The sequence below is a fragment of the Pseudomonas sp. B1-22 genome (genome assembly GCF_050474425.1).
GTDB lineage: Bacteria > Pseudomonadota > Gammaproteobacteria > Pseudomonadales > Pseudomonadaceae > Pseudomonas.
In genome coordinates this window covers 166003-186650 of record NZ_JBCHVH010000006.1, presented here as the reverse complement: position 1 = coordinate 186650, position 20648 = coordinate 166003, and the positions used below count along the sequence as shown (strand labels likewise).

At 64.3% G+C, this 20648-nt stretch carries 22 protein-coding genes; 11 read left to right on the top strand and 11 right to left on the bottom strand.

Annotated elements, in window-relative coordinates:
• Positions 1-21 precede the first annotated feature (21 nt).
• From rng to tldD, 4 genes are all read left to right on the top strand, one after another.
• Positions 22-1479, top strand: a complete 1458-nt coding sequence (gene rng / locus ACQ5BL_RS22880) for a ribonuclease G (RefSeq protein ID WP_207883621.1) — start codon at positions 22-24, stop codon at positions 1477-1479.
• 149 nt (positions 1480-1628) lie between these two features.
• Complete coding sequence (locus tag ACQ5BL_RS22875; protein ID WP_430293304.1) at positions 1629-5444, top strand: YhdP family protein; 3816 nt, start codon at positions 1629-1631, stop codon at positions 5442-5444.
• Positions 5445-5498: 54 nt separating this feature from the next.
• The gene (locus ACQ5BL_RS22870; protein ID WP_243805388.1) at positions 5499-6347 is read left to right on the top strand and encodes a carbon-nitrogen hydrolase family protein; all 849 of its coding nucleotides are present in this window, start codon (positions 5499-5501) and stop codon (positions 6345-6347) included.
• A 2-nt stretch (positions 6348-6349) separates the two neighbouring features.
• A complete protein-coding gene (gene tldD / locus ACQ5BL_RS22865) occupies positions 6350-7792 on the top strand; it encodes a metalloprotease TldD (RefSeq protein ID WP_207883628.1) in 1443 nt (480 codons plus the stop codon).
• Between the two features lie 40 nt (positions 7793-7832).
• Here the strand turns inward: tldD and yjgA are convergent, their stop codons facing one another.
• The gene (yjgA, locus tag ACQ5BL_RS22860) at positions 7833-8357 is read right to left on the bottom strand and encodes a ribosome biogenesis factor YjgA (RefSeq protein ID WP_243805389.1); all 525 of its coding nucleotides are present in this window, start codon (positions 8355-8357) and stop codon (positions 7833-7835) included.
• A 118-nt stretch (positions 8358-8475) separates the two neighbouring features.
• On the opposite strand from yjgA, the gene pmbA reads away from it, so the two are divergent.
• Complete coding sequence (gene pmbA, locus ACQ5BL_RS22855) at positions 8476-9825, top strand: metalloprotease PmbA (RefSeq protein ID WP_243805390.1); 1350 nt, start codon at positions 8476-8478, stop codon at positions 9823-9825.
• 69 nt (positions 9826-9894) lie between these two features.
• Here the strand turns inward: pmbA and ACQ5BL_RS22850 are convergent, their stop codons facing one another.
• The 10 genes from ACQ5BL_RS22850 to ACQ5BL_RS22805 all read right to left on the bottom strand — a co-directional run bounded on the left by ACQ5BL_RS22850 (position 9895) and on the right by ACQ5BL_RS22805 (position 16994).
• Positions 9895-10167 carry an HPr family phosphocarrier protein gene (locus ACQ5BL_RS22850; protein WP_207883633.1) on the bottom strand — a complete coding sequence of 91 codons (273 nt, stop codon included), beginning with the start codon at positions 10165-10167 and terminating at the stop codon, positions 9895-9897.
• 32 nt (positions 10168-10199) lie between these two features.
• Complete coding sequence (rapZ, locus tag ACQ5BL_RS22845) at positions 10200-11057, bottom strand: RNase adapter RapZ (protein WP_207883635.1); 858 nt, start codon at positions 11055-11057, stop codon at positions 10200-10202.
• A 2-nt stretch (positions 11058-11059) separates the two neighbouring features.
• Positions 11060-11524 carry a PTS IIA-like nitrogen regulatory protein PtsN gene (gene ptsN / locus ACQ5BL_RS22840; RefSeq protein WP_207883637.1) on the bottom strand — a complete coding sequence of 155 codons (465 nt, stop codon included), beginning with the start codon at positions 11522-11524 and terminating at the stop codon, positions 11060-11062.
• A gap of 9 nt (positions 11525-11533) precedes the next feature.
• Positions 11534-11842 (bottom strand): ribosome hibernation-promoting factor, HPF/YfiA family, encoded by a 309-nt coding sequence (hpf, locus tag ACQ5BL_RS22835; protein WP_017518151.1) that lies wholly within the window; start codon positions 11840-11842, stop codon positions 11534-11536.
• 78 nt (positions 11843-11920) lie between these two features.
• Entirely contained in the window at positions 11921-13423 is a 1503-nt protein-coding gene (locus tag ACQ5BL_RS22830; RefSeq protein ID WP_207883639.1) for an RNA polymerase factor sigma-54, read from the bottom strand.
• A 242-nt stretch (positions 13424-13665) separates the two neighbouring features.
• Positions 13666-14391 carry an LPS export ABC transporter ATP-binding protein gene (gene lptB / locus ACQ5BL_RS22825; protein WP_207883641.1) on the bottom strand — a complete coding sequence of 242 codons (726 nt, stop codon included), beginning with the start codon at positions 14389-14391 and terminating at the stop codon, positions 13666-13668.
• Positions 14391-14927 (bottom strand): lipopolysaccharide transport periplasmic protein LptA, encoded by a 537-nt coding sequence (gene lptA, locus ACQ5BL_RS22820; protein ID WP_243805391.1) that lies wholly within the window; start codon positions 14925-14927, stop codon positions 14391-14393. Before lptA ends, lptB begins: the two co-directional genes overlap by 1 nt.
• Complete coding sequence (gene lptC / locus ACQ5BL_RS22815) at positions 14914-15486, bottom strand: LPS export ABC transporter periplasmic protein LptC (RefSeq protein WP_207883645.1); 573 nt, start codon at positions 15484-15486, stop codon at positions 14914-14916. Before lptC ends, lptA begins: the two co-directional genes overlap by 14 nt.
• 8 nt (positions 15487-15494) lie before the next feature.
• Positions 15495-16019 (bottom strand): KdsC family phosphatase, encoded by a 525-nt coding sequence (locus tag ACQ5BL_RS22810; protein ID WP_207883647.1) that lies wholly within the window; start codon positions 16017-16019, stop codon positions 15495-15497.
• Entirely contained in the window at positions 16020-16994 is a 975-nt protein-coding gene (locus ACQ5BL_RS22805; protein ID WP_207883649.1) for a KpsF/GutQ family sugar-phosphate isomerase, read from the bottom strand. It abuts the gene before it with no gap.
• Positions 16995-17234: 240 nt separating this feature from the next.
• On the opposite strand from ACQ5BL_RS22805, the gene ACQ5BL_RS22800 reads away from it, so the two are divergent.
• The 6 genes from ACQ5BL_RS22800 to ACQ5BL_RS22775 all read left to right on the top strand — a co-directional run bounded on the left by ACQ5BL_RS22800 (position 17235) and on the right by ACQ5BL_RS22775 (position 20634).
• The gene (locus ACQ5BL_RS22800) at positions 17235-18044 is read left to right on the top strand and encodes an ATP-binding cassette domain-containing protein (protein ID WP_207883652.1); all 810 of its coding nucleotides are present in this window, start codon (positions 17235-17237) and stop codon (positions 18042-18044) included.
• Positions 18044-18841 carry a lipid asymmetry maintenance ABC transporter permease subunit MlaE gene (gene mlaE / locus ACQ5BL_RS22795; RefSeq protein WP_207883654.1) on the top strand — a complete coding sequence of 266 codons (798 nt, stop codon included), beginning with the start codon at positions 18044-18046 and terminating at the stop codon, positions 18839-18841. The genes ACQ5BL_RS22800 and mlaE overlap by 1 nt, the downstream gene beginning before the upstream one ends.
• A complete protein-coding gene (gene mlaD / locus ACQ5BL_RS22790; protein WP_207883657.1) occupies positions 18841-19314 on the top strand; it encodes an outer membrane lipid asymmetry maintenance protein MlaD in 474 nt (157 codons plus the stop codon). The genes mlaE and mlaD overlap by 1 nt, the downstream gene beginning before the upstream one ends.
• Before the next feature lie 11 nt (positions 19315-19325).
• Complete coding sequence (locus tag ACQ5BL_RS22785; protein ID WP_207883665.1) at positions 19326-19979, top strand: ABC transporter substrate-binding protein; 654 nt, start codon at positions 19326-19328, stop codon at positions 19977-19979.
• Positions 19976-20284 carry an STAS domain-containing protein gene (locus ACQ5BL_RS22780; protein WP_207883667.1) on the top strand — a complete coding sequence of 103 codons (309 nt, stop codon included), beginning with the start codon at positions 19976-19978 and terminating at the stop codon, positions 20282-20284. The genes ACQ5BL_RS22785 and ACQ5BL_RS22780 overlap by 4 nt, the downstream gene beginning before the upstream one ends.
• Before the next feature lie 110 nt (positions 20285-20394).
• The gene (locus tag ACQ5BL_RS22775) at positions 20395-20634 is read left to right on the top strand and encodes a BolA family protein (protein WP_207883669.1); all 240 of its coding nucleotides are present in this window, start codon (positions 20395-20397) and stop codon (positions 20632-20634) included.
• Positions 20635-20648 lie beyond the last annotated feature (14 nt).

Below are 20648 nucleotides of genomic sequence, written 5' to 3'. Positions count from 1 at the left end.
GGGCGCGATAAGGAAGGGCGCATGAGCGAAGAGATCCTGATCAATATCACGCCGATGGAATCGCGCGTGGCGGTGGTGGAGAACGGCGTCCTGCAGGAGGTCCATGTCGAGCGCACGCTGCGCCGCGGGATCGTCGGCAACATCTACAAGGGCAAGGTCGTGCGCGTGCTGCCCGGCATGCAGGCGGCCTTCGTCGATATCGGCCTGGAGCGCGCGGCGTTCATTCACGCGGCGGAGATATCCACCCGCGAAGGCAGCGCGGTGGAGAGCATCAGCGCGCTGGTGCACGAGGGCCAGAGCCTGGTGGTGCAGGTCACCAAGGACCCCATCGGCACCAAGGGCGCGCGCCTGACCACCCATCTGTCGATCCCGTCGCGCTACCTGGTCTACATGCCGCGCACCAGCCATGTCGGCATTTCCCTGAAGATCGAAGACGAAGTCGAACGCGAGCGCCTCAAGCAGGTGGTGGCCAACTGCGTGGCGGTCGAAGGTATCGTCGAGCAGGGTGGCTTCATCCTGCGCACCGCGGCCGAAGGCGCCGGGGAGGACGAGATCCTCGCCGATATCCGCTACCTGCGCCGCCTGTGGGACCAGATCGACGCACAGATCAAGACCGTCGGCGCGCCGACGATGATCTACGAAGATCTGTCCCTGGCCCTGCGCACCCTGCGCGACCTGGTCAATCCGCGAATCGAGAAGATCCGCGTCGATTCCCGGGAGAACTTCCAGAAAATTACGCAGTTCGTCGAAGAACTGATGCCGGAAATTGCCGATCGCCTGGAGCACTACCCGGGCGAACGGCCGATCTTCGACCTCTACGGGGTCGAGGACGAGGTGCAGAAGGCGCTGGAGCGCAAGGTGCTGCTGAAGTCCGGCGGCTACCTGATCATCGACCCGACCGAGGCGATGACCACCATCGATGTGAACACCGGCGCCTTCGTTGGCCACCGCAACCTCGAAGAGACCATCTTCAAGACCAACCTCGAAGCCGCCACCGCCATCGCCCGCCAGCTGCGCCTGCGCAACCTGGGCGGGATCATCATCATCGACTTCATCGACATGGAAGACGAAGAGCACCGCCGCCAGGTCCTGCGGACCCTGGAGAAGCAGCTCGAACGCGACCATGCCAAGACCAACATCATCGGCATCACCGAGCTGGGCCTGGTGCAGATGACCCGCAAGCGCACCCGCGAGAGCCTGGTGCAGGTGCTCTGCGAGCCCTGCCCGAGCTGCCAGGGGCGCGGCATGCTGAAGACCGCCGAGACCATCTGCTACGAGATCTTCCGCGAAATCCTCCGCGAGGCCCGTGCCTACCAGGCCAATTCCTACCTGGTGCTGGCCAACCAGAAGGTGGTCGATCGCCTGCTCGACGAGGAGTCGGGCAACGTCGCCGATCTGGAAGTCTTCATCGGCCGCACCATCAAGTTCCAGGTCGAGGCCATGTACTCTCAGGAACAGTACGACGTTGTCCTGCTTTGAGAGGCAGGTCCCAATGTCTTGGCTTCACACGAAATGCCGCTCTGGAACGGGCGGTTGCGGAGCTTTCGCTGACGCACACTGTCAGACGGGGTTCGCTACTGCATGGCTGGGAGCCAGCACGATGACCGTTTACCTTCTGCCACGAGCACCTGACTGACATGGGGCGCCTGTTCACTGCGTCATTGCGCGTGATCCTGGGGCTGCTGGCCCTGGGGTTGGTGCTGCTTGCGCTGTACGTCAGCCTGGGGCGCCAACTGGTGCCGCTGGTGGCCGAGTACCGCGACGAGCTGGCGCAGAAGGCCAGTGCCCAGCTTGGCCTGCCTGTCAGCATCGGCGGGCTCGAAGGCCATTGGCAGGACTTCGGCCCGGTCATCGTGGTCCGCGATCTGCAACTGGGCGCGGGCGACGATGCGCTGCGCCTGGAGCGCGTGCACCTGACCCCGGATCTCCTCGGCAGTCTCATGACCCGCCAGCCAAGGATCGAAAGCCTGGAACTGCAAGGCCTGCAACTCACCCTGCGGGAAGACGAGCAGGGCCAGTGGCGCGTCGACGGCCTGCCCAGCCACGGCGAGACCGATCCGCGCAAGCTGATCGATCTGCTGCTGGCGCCACGCCGCCTATCGCTGCTGGATAGTCAGCTGACCGTGCTGCCGCAGGGCGCGGAGCCCTTGTCGCTGAGTTATGTCGGCGTGACGTTGCACAGTGGTTTCCGCCAGCACCTCGACGCGCGCCTGACGCTGCCGGGCGGCCAGCCGGTGGCGGCCCGGCTGGATGCTCGCCTGAATCGCGACGACTGGAAGCAGAGCTCGGTGCAGGCCTATTTGAGCCTGCCACAGGCGGAGTGGTCGAAGTGGCTGCCCGCGCGCCTGACCGGAGCCTGGAGGCTCTCCGAACTCAAGGCCGGCGGCGAGTTCTGGGCGAATTTCGAGAAGGGCGTGCCGGTGTCGGGTGTCGCGCGCCTCAATGCGCCGTCGATCAAGGCCGGGTTGGGCGAGCAGAAGCCGGTGAGCCTGAGCGATCTGGGCGTGGGCCTGTATTTCCAACGCAATGGCGAGGACTTCGACCTGCGCGTTGCCGATCTCGCGGCCAACCTGGGCGATACCCGCTGGGGCGAGGTGGAGCTGTCGCTGACGCGGCGGATGAAGGGCGAGGAGCACTGGCAACTGCAGGCCGACCGCCTCGACCTGACCCCGCTGGGCCCGATGATCACCTCCCTGGCGCCGCTGCCGGACGCCGCCATCACCTGGCTGCAGGGCCTGAAGCCGCATGGCGTGCTGCATAACGTCAATTTCGACTACTGGCCGCAGCGCACCGGCGCCGAACGCATCGCCTATGCCACCAACCTGGAAAAGGTCGGGGTCAGCGCCTTCCACGATGTGCCGGCCGTCGCCAACGTCGACGGTACCTTCAGCGGCAACCTCGAAGGCGGTCAACTGGACGCTTCGGCCCAGGACTTCATGCTGCACCTGGCAACCCTGTTCCCCGAGCCCTGGCGCTACCGTACTGCCCATGCCCGTCTGTTCTTCCAGTTGAACGACGAGGCGTTCACCCTCGGCAGCCACCTGATGAAGGTGGAGGGCGAGGAGGGCACGCTGGCCGGTGACATGCTGATCCGCCTGATGCGTGACCCCGAGCAGGAGGACTACATGGACCTGCGCGTCGGCATGAGCAATGGCGATGCGCGTTTCACCAGCAAGTACCTGCCCACCGTCATCCCGCAGATGAGCAAGGACCTGGCCGCCTGGCTCAAGGGCTCGATCAAGAGCGGGCGCATCGAGCAGGGCTACTTCCAATGGCAGGGTTCGCTGCAGAAGGGGGCGGCGCCCGAGGCGCACGCGATGAGCCTGTATTTCAAGGTCCACGACGGCGTACTCGACTACCAGCCGGGCTGGCCGGGGCTGAGCAAGGCCGAGGGTGAGGTGCGGGTCGAGGACACTGGTGTGAGCATCACCGCGCAATCTGGCCAGATCCTGCAAAGCCAGGTGCGCGATGTGTCGGTGGAGATTCCCCATGTGCCGGATGGCGAGGTTTCCCACCTGCATGTGGACGGCGATATCGACAGCAGCCTCGCTGATGGTCTGAAGATCCTCCAGGACTCGCCCATCGGCGCCCAGCACACCTTCGAGGGCTGGAGCGGAGAGGGCAAGCTCGCCGGTCACCTCAAGTTGGATATCCCGCTTGCCAAGGAGCAGGCCCGGCAGGCGCGGGTAATCGTCGACTTCGCCACTGACTCCGCACGGTTGAAGATCGCCAGGCCCGAACTCAATCTCGAGCAACTCAAGGGCAGATTCCGCTACGACACCGACACTGGCCTGAGCGCGCAGAATGTCTCGGCCCAGACGTTGGGAGCGCGAATTACCGGCAGCATCCGCGCTGAAGGTCGCAACGGCGACGCACGCACCCGGGTTCTGGTTGGCGGGCAGGTGCCGATGAAGTCGCTGCTGGAATGGGGCAAGGTGCAGAAGCAGTTGCCTGTCGACGGTCGCGTACCCTTCCAGCTCGACGTCCTGTTGGCGGGCAAGGACAGCCAGTTGCGGGTCGTCTCCAACTTGCAGGGCGTCACCATCGATCTGCCAGCGCCGTTCGGCAAGTCCGCCAGCGAGACCCGTGACAGCGAATGGCGCATGACCCTGGATGGCGCCGAGCGGCGTTACTCGGCGACCTATGGCGACCGCGCCAGCCTCGCCTATGCCGCACCGGCGGAGAATCCGCTCGCCGGGCGGGGCGTATTGCGCCTGGGGAGTGATCCGGCGGTGCTGCCGAACTGGAATGGCGTGCAGGTGCGTGGCCGCATCGATGAAGTGGATGCCGATGCCTGGCAGGCGGTCCTGAAGAAGTACACCAACACCGGCGTTGAAGGTGCATCCGGTCTGCTGCGTGGCGCCGATCTGCAGATCGGGCACTTCAAGGGCTTTGGCCAGAGCCTGGATAATCTGGGCGTCAGCCTTGCGCGCGTCGACAGCAGTTGGCAGGTAGGGCTGGTCAGTGCCCTGGTGTCCGGCAAGATCACCTTGCCCGACGGCGGTGCCCGGCCAATCCAGGTCATGCTCGATCGGATCGACCTGCCCAAGGGCGAGGCCATCGACTCGCCGGGTGCGGTGGAAGCGCCTGACCCCATGGCCAACATCGACCCGCGCTCGCTGCCGGCGATGGATGTGACGATTCGTCAGGTCAGCAAGGCCGGCAGGCCGGTGGGTGCCTGGAGCTTCAACCTGCGACCGACGCCGACCGGCACCAGTTTCAACAATGTGGCGCTCGACCTGCGTGGCCTGGCGCTCAAGGGCACGCTGCGCTGGGACGGCGTGGCAGGTTCTTCGCGCAGCAGCTTCGACGGGCGCCTGGATGGGGAGAACCTCGCCGACGTGCTCAAGGCCTGGGACTTCGCGCCCAGCGTCACCAGTGAGCGCTTCCGCGTCGATATCAATGGTAACTGGCCGGGATCGCCGGCCGCACTGAATCTGCGGCGCTTCGGCGGCAAGATCGACGCCAGCCTGCGCAAGGGGCAGTTCGTCGAGGTCGAAGGCGGCGCCAACGCCCTGCGCGTGTTCGGCCTGCTCAATTTCAACGCCATCAACCGCCGGCTGCGCCTGGACTTCTCCGACCTGCTGGGCAAGGGCCTGAGCTATGACCGGGTGAAGGGCGTGCTCACGGCCACCGACGGTGTCTACTTCACCCGAGAGCCGCTGCGCCTGGACGGTCCGTCGAGCAATCTGGAGCTGAACGGTACGCTGGACCTGGCCCACGATCAGATCGACGCCAAGCTGTTGGTGACCCTGCCGGTGACCAACAATCTGCCGTTGGCGGCCCTCATCGTCGGCGCGCCCGCAATCGGTGGCGCACTGTTCGTCGTGGACAAGCTGCTGGGCGACAGGGTCTCGCGCTTCGCCAGCGTGCAGTACAGCGTGAAAGGCCCGTGGCAGAGTCCGGCCATCACCTTCGAGAAGCCCTTCGAAAAACCCCGTTGAGCAGAGTCGGCAGGCATCGGTTAGCATGACCTGAGGACACAGCCGGAGCTAACCATGTCCATCGCAGTCATCCAGATGGTCAGCCAGGACGATGTCCTGGCCAATCTCGCCGCCGCCCGTCGCCTGCTCGAACAGGCCGCCCGTGATGGCGCGCGCCTCGCCGTCCTGCCGGAAAATTTCGCCGCCATGGGCCGTCGGGACCTTGCCGAGCTCGGCCGTGCCGAAGCACTGGGCGAAGGTCCGATCCTGCCCTGGTTGAAAAGCACCGCCCGCGACCTCAAGTTGTGGATAGTCGGCGGGACCCTGCCGCTGCCCCCGGCCGGGCAGCCCGAAGCCAAGGCCAATGCCTGCTCGCTGCTGATCGACGATCAGGGTGAGGTGGTGGCGCGCTACGACAAGCTGCACCTGTTCGACGTGGACGTCGCCGACGCCCGCGGCCGCTATCGCGAGTCGGACGACTACGCCTTCGGCCAGCGCGTGGTGGTGGCCGACACGCCCGTTGGACGCCTGGGGCTGACGGTCTGCTACGACCTGCGCTTCCCCGAGCTCTACACCGCGCTGCGCGAGGCCGGCGCGGAACTGATCAGCGCACCGGCGGCCTTCACCGCAGTGACCGGCGCGGCGCACTGGGAAGTGCTGATCCGCGCCCGCGCCATCGAGACCCAGTGCTACCTGCTGGCAGCCGGGCAGGGCGGCACCCACCCCAAAGGTCGGGAAACCTGGGGGCAATCGGCGATAGTCGATCCCTGGGGGCGTATCCTGGCTGAACAGGCCAAGGGCGAGGCCGTACTGTTGGCCGAGCGGGACAGCGAGGAACAGGCGGCGGTCCGGCAGCGTATGCCGATTGCCCGGCACAGACGATTTTTCCCGCCGGTCGATCCACGACCGGCGCGTACGGAGTAGATATGAGCGAACTGTTGTCATCCGTCAGCCAGCACCTGCTGGCCCCCGGTGGTCTGGACATCGAACGGTTGTCTCCGGTGCTGCATGAACTCAGCGGCCCGGGCATCGATGCGGCCGACCTGTACTTCCAGAGCCAGATCTCCGAGTCCTGGATGCTCGAAGACGGCATCGTCAAGGAAGGCAGCTTCCACATGGACCAGGGCGTCGGTGTACGCGCGCAGTCCGGAGAGAAGACCGGCTTCGCCTACAGCAACGCGATCACCCACGAGGCACTGATCCAGGCCGCCCGCGCGGCGCGCTCGATCTCTCGCGCCGGGCAGAACGGCAAGGTGCAGGCGTTCAATGCCGTGGTGCCGCAACGCCTGTACGCCGGAGAGAACCCGCTGGATGTGCTCAGCCGTGCGGAAAAGGTGGAGCTGCTGCAGAAGATCGATGCCGCAACCCGTGCCCTCGATCCGCGTATCCAGCAGGTCACCGTGAGCCTGGCCGGCGTCTGGGACCAGGTGCTGGTCGCTGCGACGGATGGCTCGCTGGCGGCGGACATCCGTCCGTTGGTACGCTTCAACGTCAGTGTCATCGTCGAGCAGAACGGCCGCCGCGAGCGCGGCGGTCACGGCGGTGGCGGTCGTACCGACTACCGATACTTCCTGCAGGAAGACCGCGCCATGAGCTACGCCCGTGAGGCGCTGCGCCAGGCGCTGGTCAACCTGGAAGCAGTTCCCGCGCCGGCTGGCAGCCTGCCGGTGGTGATGGGCGCCGGTTGGTCCGGCGTGCTGTTGCACGAGGCGGTGGGGCATGGCCTGGAAGGCGACTTCAACCGCAAGGGCAGCTCGGCCTACAGCGGCCGCATGGGTGAGAAGGTCGCCTCGAGCCTGTGTACCATCGTCGATGATGGCACCCTGGCGGGCCGTCGCGGTTCGTTGTCGGTGGATGACGAAGGGACCCCCACGAACTGCAACGTGCTGATCGAGAACGGGATCCTCAAGGGTTACATGCAGGACAAGCTCAACGCTCGCCTGATGGGCGTGGCGCGCACCGGCAACGGTCGTCGCGAGTCCTACGCGCACCTGCCGATGCCGCGCATGACCAACACCTACATGCTGGCCGGGCAGAGCGAGCCGGAAGAGATCATCGCCAGCGTCGAGCGCGGTATCTACTGCGCGAACCTCGGCGGCGGCCAGGTGGACATCACCAGCGGCAAGTTCGTCTTCGCCACCAGCGAGGCCTACCTGATCGAGAACGGCAAGATCACCCGACCGGTCAAGGGCGCGACCCTGATCGGCAACGGTCCGGAAGTGATGAGCCGGGTGTCCATGGTCGGCAACGACCTGGCGCTGGACAGTGGTGTGGGGACCTGCGGCAAGGACGGCCAGTCCGTGCCGGTCGGTGTCGGCCAGCCGACCCTGAAGATCGACGCGATCACCGTCGGCGGCACGGGCGCCTGAGGCCGTTGATGGTCAGGCGGGGATGGGGCGACGCGGCCACTCAACGCAGGCCGCGTTTGACCTCGTCCAGCTCGCGGATGTACTTGAAGATCTTCCGCGCCGCGGCCGGAGGCTTGTTGTGAGCGGCCTCGTGCTGGGCGTGGCGGATCAGTTGGAGCAGATGCTGGCGATCGCTTTCCGGGTATTCGTCGAAGAAAGCGGACAGCGCCGCGTCGCCGCCGGTGATCAGGTGGTCACGCCAGCGCTCCAGGGCGTGGAAGCGTTCGTTGTACTGGCGGGTCGAGGTGTCTACCTGATCCAGCAGCGCGACGATGGCGTCGATGTCCTGGTCGCGCATCAGCTTGCCGATGAACTGCCGGTGGCGTTTCTTGGCGGCGTTGGCCTTGTGCTTGGGTGCTTCTTCCAGTGCGCGGCGCAGCGGATCGGTGAGCGGCATGCGTTCCAGCAGGTCGGGCTTGAGCGTCGTCAGGCGCTCGCCGAGGTCCTGCAGGGCGTGCAGCTCGCGTTTGACTTGCGTCTTGCTCTTCTCTTCGAAGAGCGAGTCGTCATCGTGAATTTCAGCCATGGCGGGGGTCTCGTTGAAAACGCCGCCATGATAACGAGTCGAGGGCCGCTTGTCCGGCCCGGTCGGTCGTCGTCGCCGGAGAGCGATGCCGCCGGCACATGAACAGGAGAGGCAGCTAATGAGCGAACACAACCCGGCGGTCAGCCCGGACGTCCTTCCCGAACTGCGTGAGCAGGTCGAGCGGATCATTGCCGAGGCTTCCCGGCAGGGCGCCAGTGCCTGCGAGGTGGCGGTTTCGGTGGAGCAGGGATTGTCCACCTCGGTACGCCAGGGCGAGGTGGAGACCGTCGAGTTCAACCGCGACCAGGGTTTCGGTATCACCCTGTACGTCGGCCAGCGCAAGGGATCGGCCAGCACCTCGGCGACCGGCGCCGATGCCATTCGCGAAACCGTGGCGGCGGCGCTGGCCATCGCCAGGCACGCGTCCGAGGACGATTGCGCGGGGCTGGCCGATCCGGCGCTGATGGCCCGCGACCTGCCTGACCTGGACCTGTACCACGGCTGGTCGATCACCCCGGATCAGGCCATCGAGCGCGCACTGGCCTGCGAGGCTGCGGCCTTCGCTACCGACAAGCGCGTCACCAAGGCCGACGGCACTACGTTGAACACCCACCAGGGCTGCCGTGTATACGGCAACAGCCACGGCTTCATTGGCGGCTACGCCAGCACCCGACACAGTCTGAGCTGCGTGATGATCGCCGAAGGGCAGGGCCAGATGCAGCGCGACTACTGGTACGACGTCAATCGCCGTGGTGACCTGCTGGCGAGCGCCGAGTCGATCGGTCGTCGCGCCGCCGAGCGTGCCGCCAGCCGTCTGGGCGCGCGTCCGGTGGATACCGCCGAGGTTCCGGTGCTGTTCGCCCCGGAAGTGGCGGTGGGCCTGTTCGGCCACTTCCTCTCGGCGATTTCCGGCGGCAGCCTGTACCGCAAGTCGTCGTTCCTCGAAGGCACCCTGGGACAGCGCCTGTTCCCCGAGTGGCTGACCCTCGATGAGCGCCCTCTGCTGATGGGCGCACTGGGCAGCGCTTCCTTCGACAACGATGGCTTGGCCACCTATGCCAAGCCCTTCGTCGAAGGGGGCGATCTGGTCTCCTACATCCTCGGCACCTATTCCGGCCGCAAGCTGGGCATGCCGAGCACCGCGAATTCCGGTGGCGTGCACAACCTGTTCGTCAGCCATGGCGACGAGGACCAGGCGGCGCTGATCCGTCGCATGGGGCGTGGGCTGCTGGTGACCGAGCTGATGGGGCAGGGCGTTAACCTGGTCACCGGCGACTATTCCCGTGGTGCGGGCGGCTATTGGGTCGAGAACGGCGAGATCCAGTTCCCGGTGCAGGAAGTCACCATCGCGGCGAACCTGCGCGACCTGTTCCGCAACATCGTGGCCATTGGCAATGACGTGGAGTATCGCGGCAACCTGCACACCGGCTCGGTGCTGGTGGAGCGCATGACAGTCGCGGGCAACTGATCCGCCCGCCCATGAAAAAGCCCGCCATCTGGCGGGCTTTTTCATTCAGGGTGAGTCAACGCCGGGCGCTCACTCGCCCTCGTCGAAGTAGTTGTTGATCAGCTCGGACAGTGCGCTCAGCGCCTCGTCTTCCTGCTCGCCTTCGGCAGCGATATGCAGGTTGGTGCCCTTGCCGGCGGCCAGCATCATCACCGCCATGATGCTCTTGCCGTCGACGGTGCTCTCCGGGTTGCGTCCCACGCGAATCTGGCAGGGGAAACGTCCCGCCACGCCGACGAATTTGGCTGCCGCACGGGCGTGCAGACCCAGCTTGTTGATGATGGTGATTTCGAGGGCGGGCATCGCGAGGGGCTGTCCTTTGTTGTGTGTTGCTACTAGCTCAGGTCGCGGTGGCGAATCTGCACGTTGGTGAGGGATTCCTTGAGGGCTTTGCCAACCCGCTCGGCCAGGTAGGTCGAGCGGTGCTGGCCTCCGGTACAGCCGATGGCGACGGTGACATAGGCCCGGTTGCTCGCGGCGAAGCGCGGCAGCCATTTGTTCAGGTAGCCGATGATGTCCTGGTACATCTCCTCGACGTCGGGTTGTGCGGCCAGGTAGTCCTGGACATCCGCATCGAGTCCGGTGAGTTCGCGCAGTTCCGGTTTCCAGTACGGATTGGGCAGGCAGCGCACGTCGAACACCAGGTCGGCGTCCACCGGCATGCCGCGCTTGAAGCCGAAGGATTCGACCAGGAAGGCGGTGCCCAGTTCGGGCTTGTTCAGCAGGCGCAGTTTGAGCACGTCGCGCAGCTGATAGAGGTTCAGGTGCGTGGTGTTGAGCTTGAGATCGGCGAGGTCTGCGATCGGCGCCAGCAGATGGGCTTCGTCGGCGATGGCTTCGGCCAGCGAGCGACTGTCGCTGGTCAGCGGGTGCCGCCTGCGCGTCTCGGAGAAACGCTTGAGCAGGGTTTCATCATCGGCGTCGAGGTACAGCACGTCGCACTGGATATGCTTGTCGCGGGCTTCCTGCAACAGTTCGGGGAAGCGTTGCAGCTGGCTGGGCAGGTTGCGGGCGTCGATGGAGACGGCAACCTGCGGGTGCAGCAGCTCGGTGTGCAGCAACGCGCGCTGCGCCAGGTCTGGAAGCAGGCTGGCGGGCAGGTTGTCGATGCAGTAGAAGCCGTTGTCCTCGAGCACATTGAGCGCGGTGCTCTTACCCGAGCCGGATCGTCCGCTGATGATGATCAGGCGCATGATCAGTGGCCGTTCTGGAAGTCCACGACGATCCGGTACAGCGCCTCGCCGTTGGCGGCGTGGCGCAGTCGGTCACGGACGTCGGAACGGTCGAGCATGGAAGCGATCTGCCGGAGCAGCTCCAGGTGCTCTTCGGTGGCGGCCTCGGGCACCAGCAGGACGAATACGAGATCGACCGGCGCGCCGTCGAGGGCGTCGAAGTCGACCGGGGCGTCCAGGTGCAGGATGGCACTGATAGGGGATTTGCAGCCGGGAAGGCGGCAGTGCGGAATGGCGATGCCATTGCCGAATCCGGTGGAGCCCAGGCGTTCGCGGGCCACCAGATTTTCGAAAATGTCTTGCGCGTCGAAACCTGGCAGCTCGCGAGCTACCAGGTTTGCGATTTGTTCAAGGACGCGTTTCTTGCTGCCGCCCGGCACGTTCACCAGGGAACGGCCGGGGGTCAGGATTTGCTCGAGTCGAATCATAGGGAGGGGTTAACGAACACCAACACCCTGCTGGCGTTCGAGGTATTTTTCCTTGTGCTTGATCAGTTGGCGGTCGAGCTTGTCGGTGAGCAGGTCAATGGCCGCATACATGTCTTCATGTTCGGCACAGGCCACTACTTCGCCACCTGCGATGTGCAGGGTGGCTTCGATTTTCTGCTTTAGCTTTTCGACCTCCATGATGACCTGAACATTGGTGATCTTGTCGAAATGGCGCTCCAGTCGGCCGAGTTTTTCGCCGACATAGTCGCGCAGGGCGTCGGTCACATCCAGTTGATGTCCACTGATGTTGACTTGCATACCGCTTTCTCCTTATTGCCCGTGTATAAGTGGCAGGTTAGATGGCCTGCCGCCGGAACACTTTGGCGTGGATCAACGTCATACCAGTCGCTTGCGTTCGCTGGAGGGAGCAATCCCCAAGGACTCCCGGTACTTGGCGACGGTGCGACGTGCCACTTGAATGCCCTGTGCCTCCAGTAAACCAGCGATCTTGCTGTCACTCAATGGCTTTTTCGGACTTTCCGCCGCGACCAGTTTCTTGATGATCGCGCGGATCGCCGTGGACGAGCATTCGCCACCCTCGGAGGTGCTGACGTGGCTGGAGAAGAAGTACTTCAGCTCGAAGATGCCACGTGGGGTGTGCATGAATTTCTGCGTGGTGACACGCGAGATGGTCGACTCGTGCATGCCCACGGCTTCGGCGATGTCGTGCAGGACCAGGGGCTTCATCGCCTCTTCGCCGTATTCGAGGAAGCCGCGCTGGTGTTCGACGATCTGGGTCGCCACCTTCATCAGCGTCTCGTTGCGGCTCTGCAGGCTCTTGATGAACCAGCGCGCTTCCTGCAGCTGGTTGCGCATGAAGGTGTTGTCGGCACTGGAGTCGGCGCGGCGCACCAGGCCCGCGTATTGCGAGTTGACGCGCAGGCGCGGCACGGCTTCCTGGTTCAGCTCCACCAGCCAGCGTTCGTTATGTTTCCGGACGATGACATCCGGCACCACGTATTCGGCTTCACCGGACTCGATTTGCGAGCCGGGGCGCGGATGCAGCGACTGGATCAGTTCGATGGTTTCGCGCAGCTCGTCTTCCTTGAGCTTCATGCGCCGCATCAGCTGGCTGTAGTCGCGGCTGCCGAGCAGGTCGAGGTGGTCGGCGACCAGCTTCTGCGCCTCGGCCAGCAGGTAGGTGTTGGCCGGCATCTGGCGCAATTGCAGGAGCAGGCATTCGCGCAGGTTGCGCGCGCCGACGCCGGCCGGCTCCATCTGCTGCACGCGGCGCAGGACGACTTCCACTTCGTCCATCTCCACGCCCAGTTCGGGGTCGATGGAGGCGAGGATGTCGTCGAGGGATTCTTCGAGGTAACCGTCGTCGTTGATGCCGTCGATGATGCTCAGTGCGATCAGGCGGTCGGTATCGGACATCGGTGCCAGGTTGAGCTGCCAGAGCAGGTGGCTCTGCAGGCTTTCACCTGCGGAGGTGCGGGAGGTGAAGTCCCACTCGTCGTCATCGTTGCTGGGCAGGCTGCTGGCGCTGGTCTGGTAGATGTCTTCCCAGGCGGTGTCGACCGGCAGCTCGTTGGGGATGCGCTCGGCCCATTGGTCCTCATCGAGGCTGTCAGCACTGGGCGTGGTGCTTTCCTGGAAGCTGTCCTGGGAGCTGCTGGTGGCGCCGTTGGCGCCCGACTCGGCGCCGTCCGCCATGGGGTCGCTGTTGTCGTAATCCTCGCCCTCTTCCTGGCGCTCCAGCATCGGGTTGGACTCCAGGGCTTCCTGGATTTCCTGTTGGAGGTCCAGCGTGGAGAGCTGGAGCAGTCGGATGGCCTGTTGCAGCTGCGGAGTCATCGTCAGCTGCTGGCCCATCTTGAGGACGAGCGATGGTTTCATGGCTGGAACTAGGCACCTTGTTCGCTGGCGCAGCAAGCGCCATATCCACGACTACGGACGCCGGGGCGCCGCGAGGAAGCAAATTATATGCCTGAGTCTGGACGCTTTGCCTAGGGGCTGTCGACCTTTCGTTACAACCTGATTATCAGGCAACTACGAGACAGCCCGACGCGCGGCGCCGGATGCAGGTCCGGGCCGTCGGCGGAGGGAGGAGGAGCGCCGCCGGGAGGGCGGTCACCGGGTCAGAGACGGAACTCGTGGCCCAGGTAGACTTCCTTCACCAGATCGTTGGCGAGGATGGTCTCGGCGCTGCCTTCGGCGATCAGTTGACCGTCGTTGACGATGTAGGCGGTTTCGCAGATATCCAGTGTCTCGCGCACGTTGTGGTCGGTGATCAGCACACCGATGCCCTTGGCCTTGAGGTGATGGATGATCTGCTTGATGTCGCCCACGGAGATCGGGTCGACGCCGGCGAAGGGTTCGTCCAGCAGGATGAACTTCGGCGCACTGGCCAGGGCGCGGGCGATTTCCACGCGGCGCCGCTCACCACCGGACAGGCTCATGCCGAGGTTGTCGCGGATGTGGTGGATGTGGAATTCCTCGAGCAGGCCCTCCAGGGCTTCCTGGCGGCCGCTGCGATCCAGGTCGCTGCGGGTTTCGAGGATCGCGCGGATGTTGTCCGCCACCGAGAGCTTGCGGAAGATCGAGGCTTCCTGCGGCAGGTAGCCGATGCCGGCGCGCGCGCGGCCGTGCATCGGCAGGTGGGTCACATCCTGATTGTCGATGCGGACCACGCCCTGGTCGGCGCGGACCAGGCCGACGATCATGTAGAAGCAGGTGGTCTTGCCCGCTCCGTTGGGGCCGAGCAGGCCGACGATCTGGCCGCTGTCGATGCTCATGCTGACATCGCGGACCACTTGCCGGCTCTTGTAGCTCTTGGCGAGGTGCTGGGCGGTGAGCGTAGCCATTACTGCGCTTGATCCTGCTTTTTCTTGGGCTGGATGACCATGTCGATACGCGGGCGCGGGGTGGTTACCTGGGCGCCGGTGGCGCGGCCTGCGTTGACGATCTGGCGCTGGGTGTCATAGACGATCTTCTCGCCTTCGAAGGTGTTGCCTTCCTGGATCACCTTGGCCTGGTCGATCAGTATGACGCGGTTCTGGGTGACGAAGTACTGGATCGTCAGGCCGTAGGCCTTGGTGATCTCTTTCTCCGGCGAGGGCTTCTGCTCGAAGTAGGCGGGCTTGCCCACCGAGGTCACGACCTCGATGTCGCCGTTCTTGTTCTGCTTGAGCGTGACGGTGTTGCCGGTCAGCTTCATGCTGCCCTGGGTTACCACCACGTCGCCACGGTAGACGGCAACGCCTTGCTTGTCGTCCAGTTCAGCGCTGTCGGCCTGGACGCGGATGGGCTGCTCCCGGTCGGTGGGAAGCGCCCATGCAGCAGAGCTGCCGATGGCGGCGGCGAGGCTGAAGAGAAGGGGGAGGGTGTTAACGAGCCTCATGCTGACCTCTTACGTTGGACAGCAGGAGCATCCGGCTGTCTTTCAGATACGCTTTCATGCCAACGGCCGTGGTCACACCGTTGGGTTCGGTGATTTTCACGGGCTGGTCAGTCTGCGCATAGTCCTTGTCCGGGAAAACCGTCATTCGGGTGGTGTTGAGCAGCAGCGTGCGCTGTTGCGCATCGGTGCGCGCCACGCGCACGTCGTCGATCAGCTCGACCTGCTTGCCCTCGGGGCCCACTTCGGCGCGAATGCTCTGGACGTGCCACGGCAGCGGCTCCTGTACGCGGTAGAAGTACAGGTCGGGCGTGGTCACCAGTGTCACGTCGGTCGCTTTCAGATGTTCCAATTTGTCTGCGGTCATCTCGTAGGCGAGCGTACCGTCGACGCGGTACTGCACGCTGTGGGCGTTGACCGCGTAGAAATCGATGGCGTCGTTGGTCTGCGACTTGAGCTGGCGCTCGTTGAAGTCCAGGCGGACGTTCCAGTAATAGCCGAGCGCGATCAGCAGGACGGCGAGCAGGGCGAACAACAGCTTCTGGCGGAGTGTCTTGGGCATGTTCGGCTCTAGAGGTACGCGTTCTGGGCGGCTTCGAGATTGCCCTGGGCGCGCAGGATCAGCTCGCAGAACTCGCGGGCCGCACCTTCGCCGCCGCGTGCCTGGGTGACGCCGTCGGCATGCTGGCGGACGAACGCGTCGGCGCTGGCCACCGCCATGCCCAGGCCCGCCTTGCGGATGGCTGGCAGGTCGGGCAGGTCATCGCCCAGGTAGGCGACTTCCTCATAGCCTAGACCGAGTTCGGCGAGCAGTTCGTCGAGGGCGACCAGCTTGTCTTCGCGGCCCTGGAACAGGTGGGTGATGCCCAGGTTCTTCGCCCGGCGCTCGACCACGGGACTGGAGCGCCCGGTGATGATCGCGGTGCGCACGCCGGAGGCCATGAGCATCTTGATGCCGTGGCCGTCCAGGGTGTTGAAGGTCTTGAATTCGCTGCCGTCGGGCAGGAAATAGAGCTTGCCGTCGGTCAGTACGCCATCGACGTCGAAGACCGCCAGGCGAACGGCCTTGGCGCGCAGCAGCAGGTCGGCGCTCATTCAGATCACTCCCGCGCGGGTCAGGTCGTGGATGTGCAGGACGCCCACCGGACGGTCCTGTTCGTCGACCACGACGAGGACGCTGATCTTGTGGTCATCCATGATCTTCAGGGCTTCGGCGGCAAGCATGTCCGGACGGGCGGTCTTGCCGTGCACGGTCATCACCTGGTCGATGGTCACCTGGCGCACGTCCAGGCCCTTGTCCAGGGTGCGGCGCAGGTCGCCGTCGGTGAAGAGACCGGCCAGCGTGCCCGCATCGTTCAGGACGATGGTCATGCCCAGGCCCTTGCGGGTCATTTCCAGCAGCGCGCCGCTGAGCGAGGTGCCGAGCAGTACCTGCGGCAGTTCTTCGCCAACGTGCATCACGTTTTCGACCTTGAGCAGCAGGCGACGGCCCAGCGCACCACCGGGGTGCGAGAAGGCGAAGTCCTCGGCAGTGAAGCCGCGGGCCTCCAGCAGGGCGATGGCCAGCGCGTCGCCGAGCACCAGCGACACCGTGGTCGACGAGGTGGGGGCGAGGTTCAGCGGGCAGGCTTCCTGCTCGACGCTGGCATCCAGGTTGACGACCGCGGCCTTGGCCAGCGGCGACTCCGGATTGCCGGTCATGCTGATCAGGGTGATGCCCAGGCGCTTGATCAGGGGCAGCAGGGTGACGATTTCAGCGGTCGACCCGGAGTTGGACAGCGCGATGACCACGTCGTCCCGGGTGATCATGCCCATGTCGCCGTGGCTGGCTTCGGCCGGGTGTACGAAGAACGCGGGCGTGCCGGTACTGGCCAGGGTGGCGGCTATCTTGTTGCCGACGTGCCCGGACTTGCCCATGCCGACCACCACCACGCGTCCCTTGCAGGCCAGCAGCAGCTCGCAGGCGTGGGTGAAGTTCGCGCCGATGCGCTCCAGCAGTGAGTCCACGGCATCGCGCTCGAGGCGGATGGTACGTTGTGCCGAGTGGATGAAATCGTGTTTCTGGCTCATGTTCGAAAAGGCGTGGAGCGAAGTGAAGGGCGAGATTATAACGGGAAAAGCGCCAAAGGCTCATCACACACATTCTTAATGTGAACGTATTTTGCTGAACATTCCCTTAACGACCCCGGGGCGGGCCTTGGGGCGGCGCTTGCCGGAGTGCTATAGTTCGCGGCCGTTCGGCCTGTCGCGCCGCGCCGTACTCTTTGTTGGGGCGGGCCAAAGGGACAGTGCCGTGATGCAAGGAGTTCTATGAGCACGAACGACCAATACGCTGTCGAGTTGAAGGGGCTGACCTTCAAGCGCGGCCAGCGTGCGATTTTCGATAACGTGGATATCCGCATCCCGCGCGGCAAGGTCACCGGGATCATGGGCCCCTCGGGTTGCGGCAAGACTACCCTGCTGCGGCTGATTGCCGCCCAGCTGCGCCCGTCCAGCGGCGAGGTGTGGGTCAACGGGCAGAATCTCCCCACCCTGGGGCGCGGCGACCTGTTCGACATGCGCAAGCAGTTCGGCGTGCTGTTCCAGAGTGGTGCGTTGTTCACCGACCTGGATGTCTTCGAGAACGTCGCCTTCCCGCTGCGGGTGCATACCCAGCTCCCTGACGAGATGATCCGCGACATCGTCCTGATGAAGCTGCAGGCCGTGGGCCTGCGCGGGGCGGTCGAACTGATGCCGGACGAGCTGTCCGGCGGCATGAAGCGCCGTGTGGCGCTGGCCCGCGCCATTGCACTGGACCCGCAGATCCTCATGTACGACGAGCCTTTCGTGGGGCAGGACCCGATCGCCATGGGTGTTCTGGTGCGCCTGATCCGCCTGCTCAACGATGCGCTGGGCATCACCAGCATCGTGGTCTCCCACGACCTGGCGGAGACCGCCAGCATCGCCGACTACATCTATATCGTCGGTGACGGCCGCGTGCTCGGGCACGGTACGCCGGATCAGCTGCAGCAGCTCGACGATGCGCGTGTGCGCCAGTTCATGAAGGGCATCCCCGACGGCCCCGTGCCGTTCCATTATCCTGCCCGCGATTATCGCGTCGATCTGCTGGGAGAACGCTGATGCGCAAGACTTCACCGCTCGAGCGAATTCGTCTGCTCGGGCGTGCAGGCCTCGATGTCCTCGAGTCGCTCGGCCGTTCCAGCTTGTTCCTGGTGCACGCCATCTTCGGTCGCGGCGTTCACAGCGGGGCCTTCCAGCTGCTGGTCAAGCAGCTTTATTCGGTGGGCGTGCTGTCGCTGGCGATCATCGTGGTGTCCGGGCTGTTCATTGGCATGGTGCTGGCCCTGCAGGGCTACAACATCCTGGTGAGCTATGGTTCCGAGCAGGCGGTCGGCCAGATGGTGGCCCTGACCCTGTTGCGTGAACTGGGGCCGGTGGTGACGGGTCTGTTGTTCGCGGGGCGTGCCGGTTCGGCGCTGACCGCTGAAATCGGCAACATGAAGTCCACTGAACAGCTGTCGAGCCTGGAGATGATTGGCGTCGATCCGCTCAAGTACATCATTGCGCCGCGCCTGTGGGCCGGTTTCATTTCCATGCCTCTGCTGGCGACTATCTTCAGTGTCGTCGGCATCTGGGGCGGGGCGATGGTCGCGGTGGACTGGCTGGGCGTGTACGACGGCTCCTACTGGTCGAACATGCAGAACAGCGTGGTGTTCACCAAGGACATCCTCAATGGTGTGATCAAGAGCGTGGTGTTCGCCTTCGTGGTGACATGGATCGCCGTCTTCCAGGGCTATGACTGCGAGCCCACCTCGGAAGGTATCAGCCGCGCAACGACGCGCACCGTAGTCTATGCCTCCCTGGCCGTGCTGGGGTTGGACTTCATCCTGACCGCTTTGATGTTTGGAGACTTCTGATGCAAACCCGCACCCTGGAGATTGGTGTAGGCCTGTTCATTCTGGCCGGTCTGCTGGCCCTGCTGCTGTTGGCCCTGCGGGTCAGCGGCCTGACTATCGGCAATTCGGGCGACACCTACAGGCTGTATGCCTATTTCGACAATATTTCCGGTGTCACCGTGCGCGGCAAGGTGACCATGGCGGGTGTGACCATCGGCAAGGTCACCGCTATCGATCTGGATCACGATACCTACCGCGGGCGCGTGACCATGGAGATCAATCGTCAGGTGAACAACCTGCCGGACGACTCCACCGCTTCCATCCTCACCGCCGGCCTGCTGGGTGAGAAGTACATCGGTATCAGCGTCGGCGGCGACGAAGAGTTGCTCAAGGATGGCGATACCATCAAGGACACCCAGTCCGCCCTGGTGCTCGAAGACCTGATCGGCAAATTCCTGCTGAATTCAGTCAACAAAGACGACTCGAAGAAATGAGGACTCATTCCATGTTGAAAACCCTGCGTCGTGGCCTTCTGGTCGTGCTCGCCATGCTGCCGCTGTTCGCTCAGGCCGAGCAGACCGCACAGCAAGTGGTACAGCAGACCGTCGACAGCCTGTTGAGTGACCTGAAAACCAACAAGGCCAACTACAAGGCCAATCCCCAGGCGTTCTACGACACCCTGAACCGCATTCTCGGTCCGGTGGTGGACTCCGAGGGCATCGCCAAGGGTGTGATGACCGTCAAGTATTCGCGCGGCGCCACTCCGGAGCAGATCAAGCGCTTCGAGGAAACCTTCAAGGGCAGCCTGTTCCAGTTCTACGGCAACGCTCTGCTCGAGTACGACAACCAGACCATCCGCGTGCTGCCGTCCACTGGCAAGCAGGATCCGGAACGTGCTGCGGTGAACATGGAAGTGGTCGGTACCAACGGTGCCGTCTATCCGGTGCAGTACACCATGGTCAATCAGGGCGGCAACTGGCGTCTGCGTAACGTGATCATCAACGGTATCAACATCGGCAAGCTGTTCCGCGACCAGTTCGCCGACTCCATGCAGAAGAACGGCAATGACCTGGAGAAGACCATCGCGGGTTGGGGCCAGGTAGTTGCCCATGCGCAGGAATCGGCCAAGGGTCAGAAGCCGGAAGGCGGCGCCCAATGAGCCAAGGCAGCGTCACGCAGCGCGCCGACGGTGAGCTTGCGCTGGCCGGTGTGCTGGACTACAGCACCGGCCCTGCGTTGCGCACGCAGGGCGGTTGCCTGATCGCCGCGAGCAAGGCCAGCGCAGTGCGTCTGGATTGCTCGGCGGTGGAGCGCTCCAGCAGCGTCGGATTGTCGCTGCTGCTGTCCTTCACCCGTGATGCGCGCAAGGCCGGTAAAACGCTGCAGATCGTTGGGATGCCCAAGGACATGCAGGAAATCGCCAAGGTTGGCGGTCTCCTGGAGATTCTGCCGTTACAGCATTGAAACATTGAGAAAGCCCTCCGTCCGCGACTTCCCCTGCCGGGGTTCGCAGGCGGGGGGCTTTTTTGTATCATGGCCGACCCGCGCGCGTAGGGCGCCGAACGAGGTTGAGCATGCAGGCCGTAGAAGTCAAAAACTTCCTGGAAGAGAAACTGCCAGGTACCCAGGTTGAAGTGGAAGGTGAAGGCTGCAACTTCCAGTTGAACCTGATCAGCGACGAGCTGGCCGGCCTGAGCCCGGTCAAGCGCCAGCAGCAGATCTATGCCCACCTGAACGAGTGGATCGCCTCGGGCGCCATCCATGCCGTCACCATGAAATTCTTCAGCCGCGCCGCCTGGGCCGAGCGTTCCTGAGCCCACGGGGAATA

Excerpts from the sequence above, each read along its gene's own strand:
- ACQ5BL_RS22775 (WP_207883669.1), top strand. The coding sequence starts at position 20,395 with ATGCAGGCCGTAGAAGTCAAAAACTTCCTGGAAGAGAAACTGCCAGGT.
- ACQ5BL_RS22810 (WP_207883647.1), bottom strand. The coding sequence starts at position 16,019 with ATGAGCGCCGACCTGCTGCTGCGCGCCAAGGCCGTTCGCCTGGCGGTC.
- lptA (WP_243805391.1), bottom strand. The coding sequence starts at position 14,927 with ATGAGGCTCGTTAACACCCTCCCCCTTCTCTTCAGCCTCGCCGCCGCC.
- rng (WP_207883621.1), top strand. The coding sequence starts at position 22 with ATGAGCGAAGAGATCCTGATCAATATCACGCCGATGGAATCGCGCGTG.
- ACQ5BL_RS22780 (WP_207883667.1), top strand. The coding sequence starts at position 19,976 with ATGAGCCAAGGCAGCGTCACGCAGCGCGCCGACGGTGAGCTTGCGCTG.
- ptsN (WP_207883637.1), bottom strand. The coding sequence starts at position 11,524 with ATGATTCGACTCGAGCAAATCCTGACCCCCGGCCGTTCCCTGGTGAAC.
- ACQ5BL_RS22830 (WP_207883639.1), bottom strand. The coding sequence starts at position 13,423 with ATGAAACCATCGCTCGTCCTCAAGATGGGCCAGCAGCTGACGATGACT.
- mlaE (WP_207883654.1), top strand. The coding sequence starts at position 18,044 with ATGCGCAAGACTTCACCGCTCGAGCGAATTCGTCTGCTCGGGCGTGCA.
- ACQ5BL_RS22785 (WP_207883665.1), top strand. The coding sequence starts at position 19,326 with ATGTTGAAAACCCTGCGTCGTGGCCTTCTGGTCGTGCTCGCCATGCTG.
- rapZ (WP_207883635.1), bottom strand. The coding sequence starts at position 11,057 with ATGCGCCTGATCATCATCAGCGGACGATCCGGCTCGGGTAAGAGCACC.
- yjgA (WP_243805389.1), bottom strand. The coding sequence starts at position 8,357 with ATGGCTGAAATTCACGATGACGACTCGCTCTTCGAAGAGAAGAGCAAG.
- tldD (WP_207883628.1), top strand. The coding sequence starts at position 6,350 with ATGAGCGAACTGTTGTCATCCGTCAGCCAGCACCTGCTGGCCCCCGGT.
- pmbA (WP_243805390.1), top strand. The coding sequence starts at position 8,476 with ATGAGCGAACACAACCCGGCGGTCAGCCCGGACGTCCTTCCCGAACTG.
- ACQ5BL_RS22800 (WP_207883652.1), top strand. The coding sequence starts at position 17,235 with ATGAGCACGAACGACCAATACGCTGTCGAGTTGAAGGGGCTGACCTTC.
- lptB (WP_207883641.1), bottom strand. The coding sequence starts at position 14,391 with ATGGCTACGCTCACCGCCCAGCACCTCGCCAAGAGCTACAAGAGCCGG.
- ACQ5BL_RS22805 (WP_207883649.1), bottom strand. The coding sequence starts at position 16,994 with ATGAGCCAGAAACACGATTTCATCCACTCGGCACAACGTACCATCCGC.
- ACQ5BL_RS22850 (WP_207883633.1), bottom strand. The coding sequence starts at position 10,167 with ATGCCCGCCCTCGAAATCACCATCATCAACAAGCTGGGTCTGCACGCC.
- mlaD (WP_207883657.1), top strand. The coding sequence starts at position 18,841 with ATGCAAACCCGCACCCTGGAGATTGGTGTAGGCCTGTTCATTCTGGCC.
- ACQ5BL_RS22870 (WP_243805388.1), top strand. The coding sequence starts at position 5,499 with ATGTCCATCGCAGTCATCCAGATGGTCAGCCAGGACGATGTCCTGGCC.
- hpf (WP_017518151.1), bottom strand. The coding sequence starts at position 11,842 with ATGCAAGTCAACATCAGTGGACATCAACTGGATGTGACCGACGCCCTG.
- lptC (WP_207883645.1), bottom strand. The coding sequence starts at position 15,486 with ATGCCCAAGACACTCCGCCAGAAGCTGTTGTTCGCCCTGCTCGCCGTC.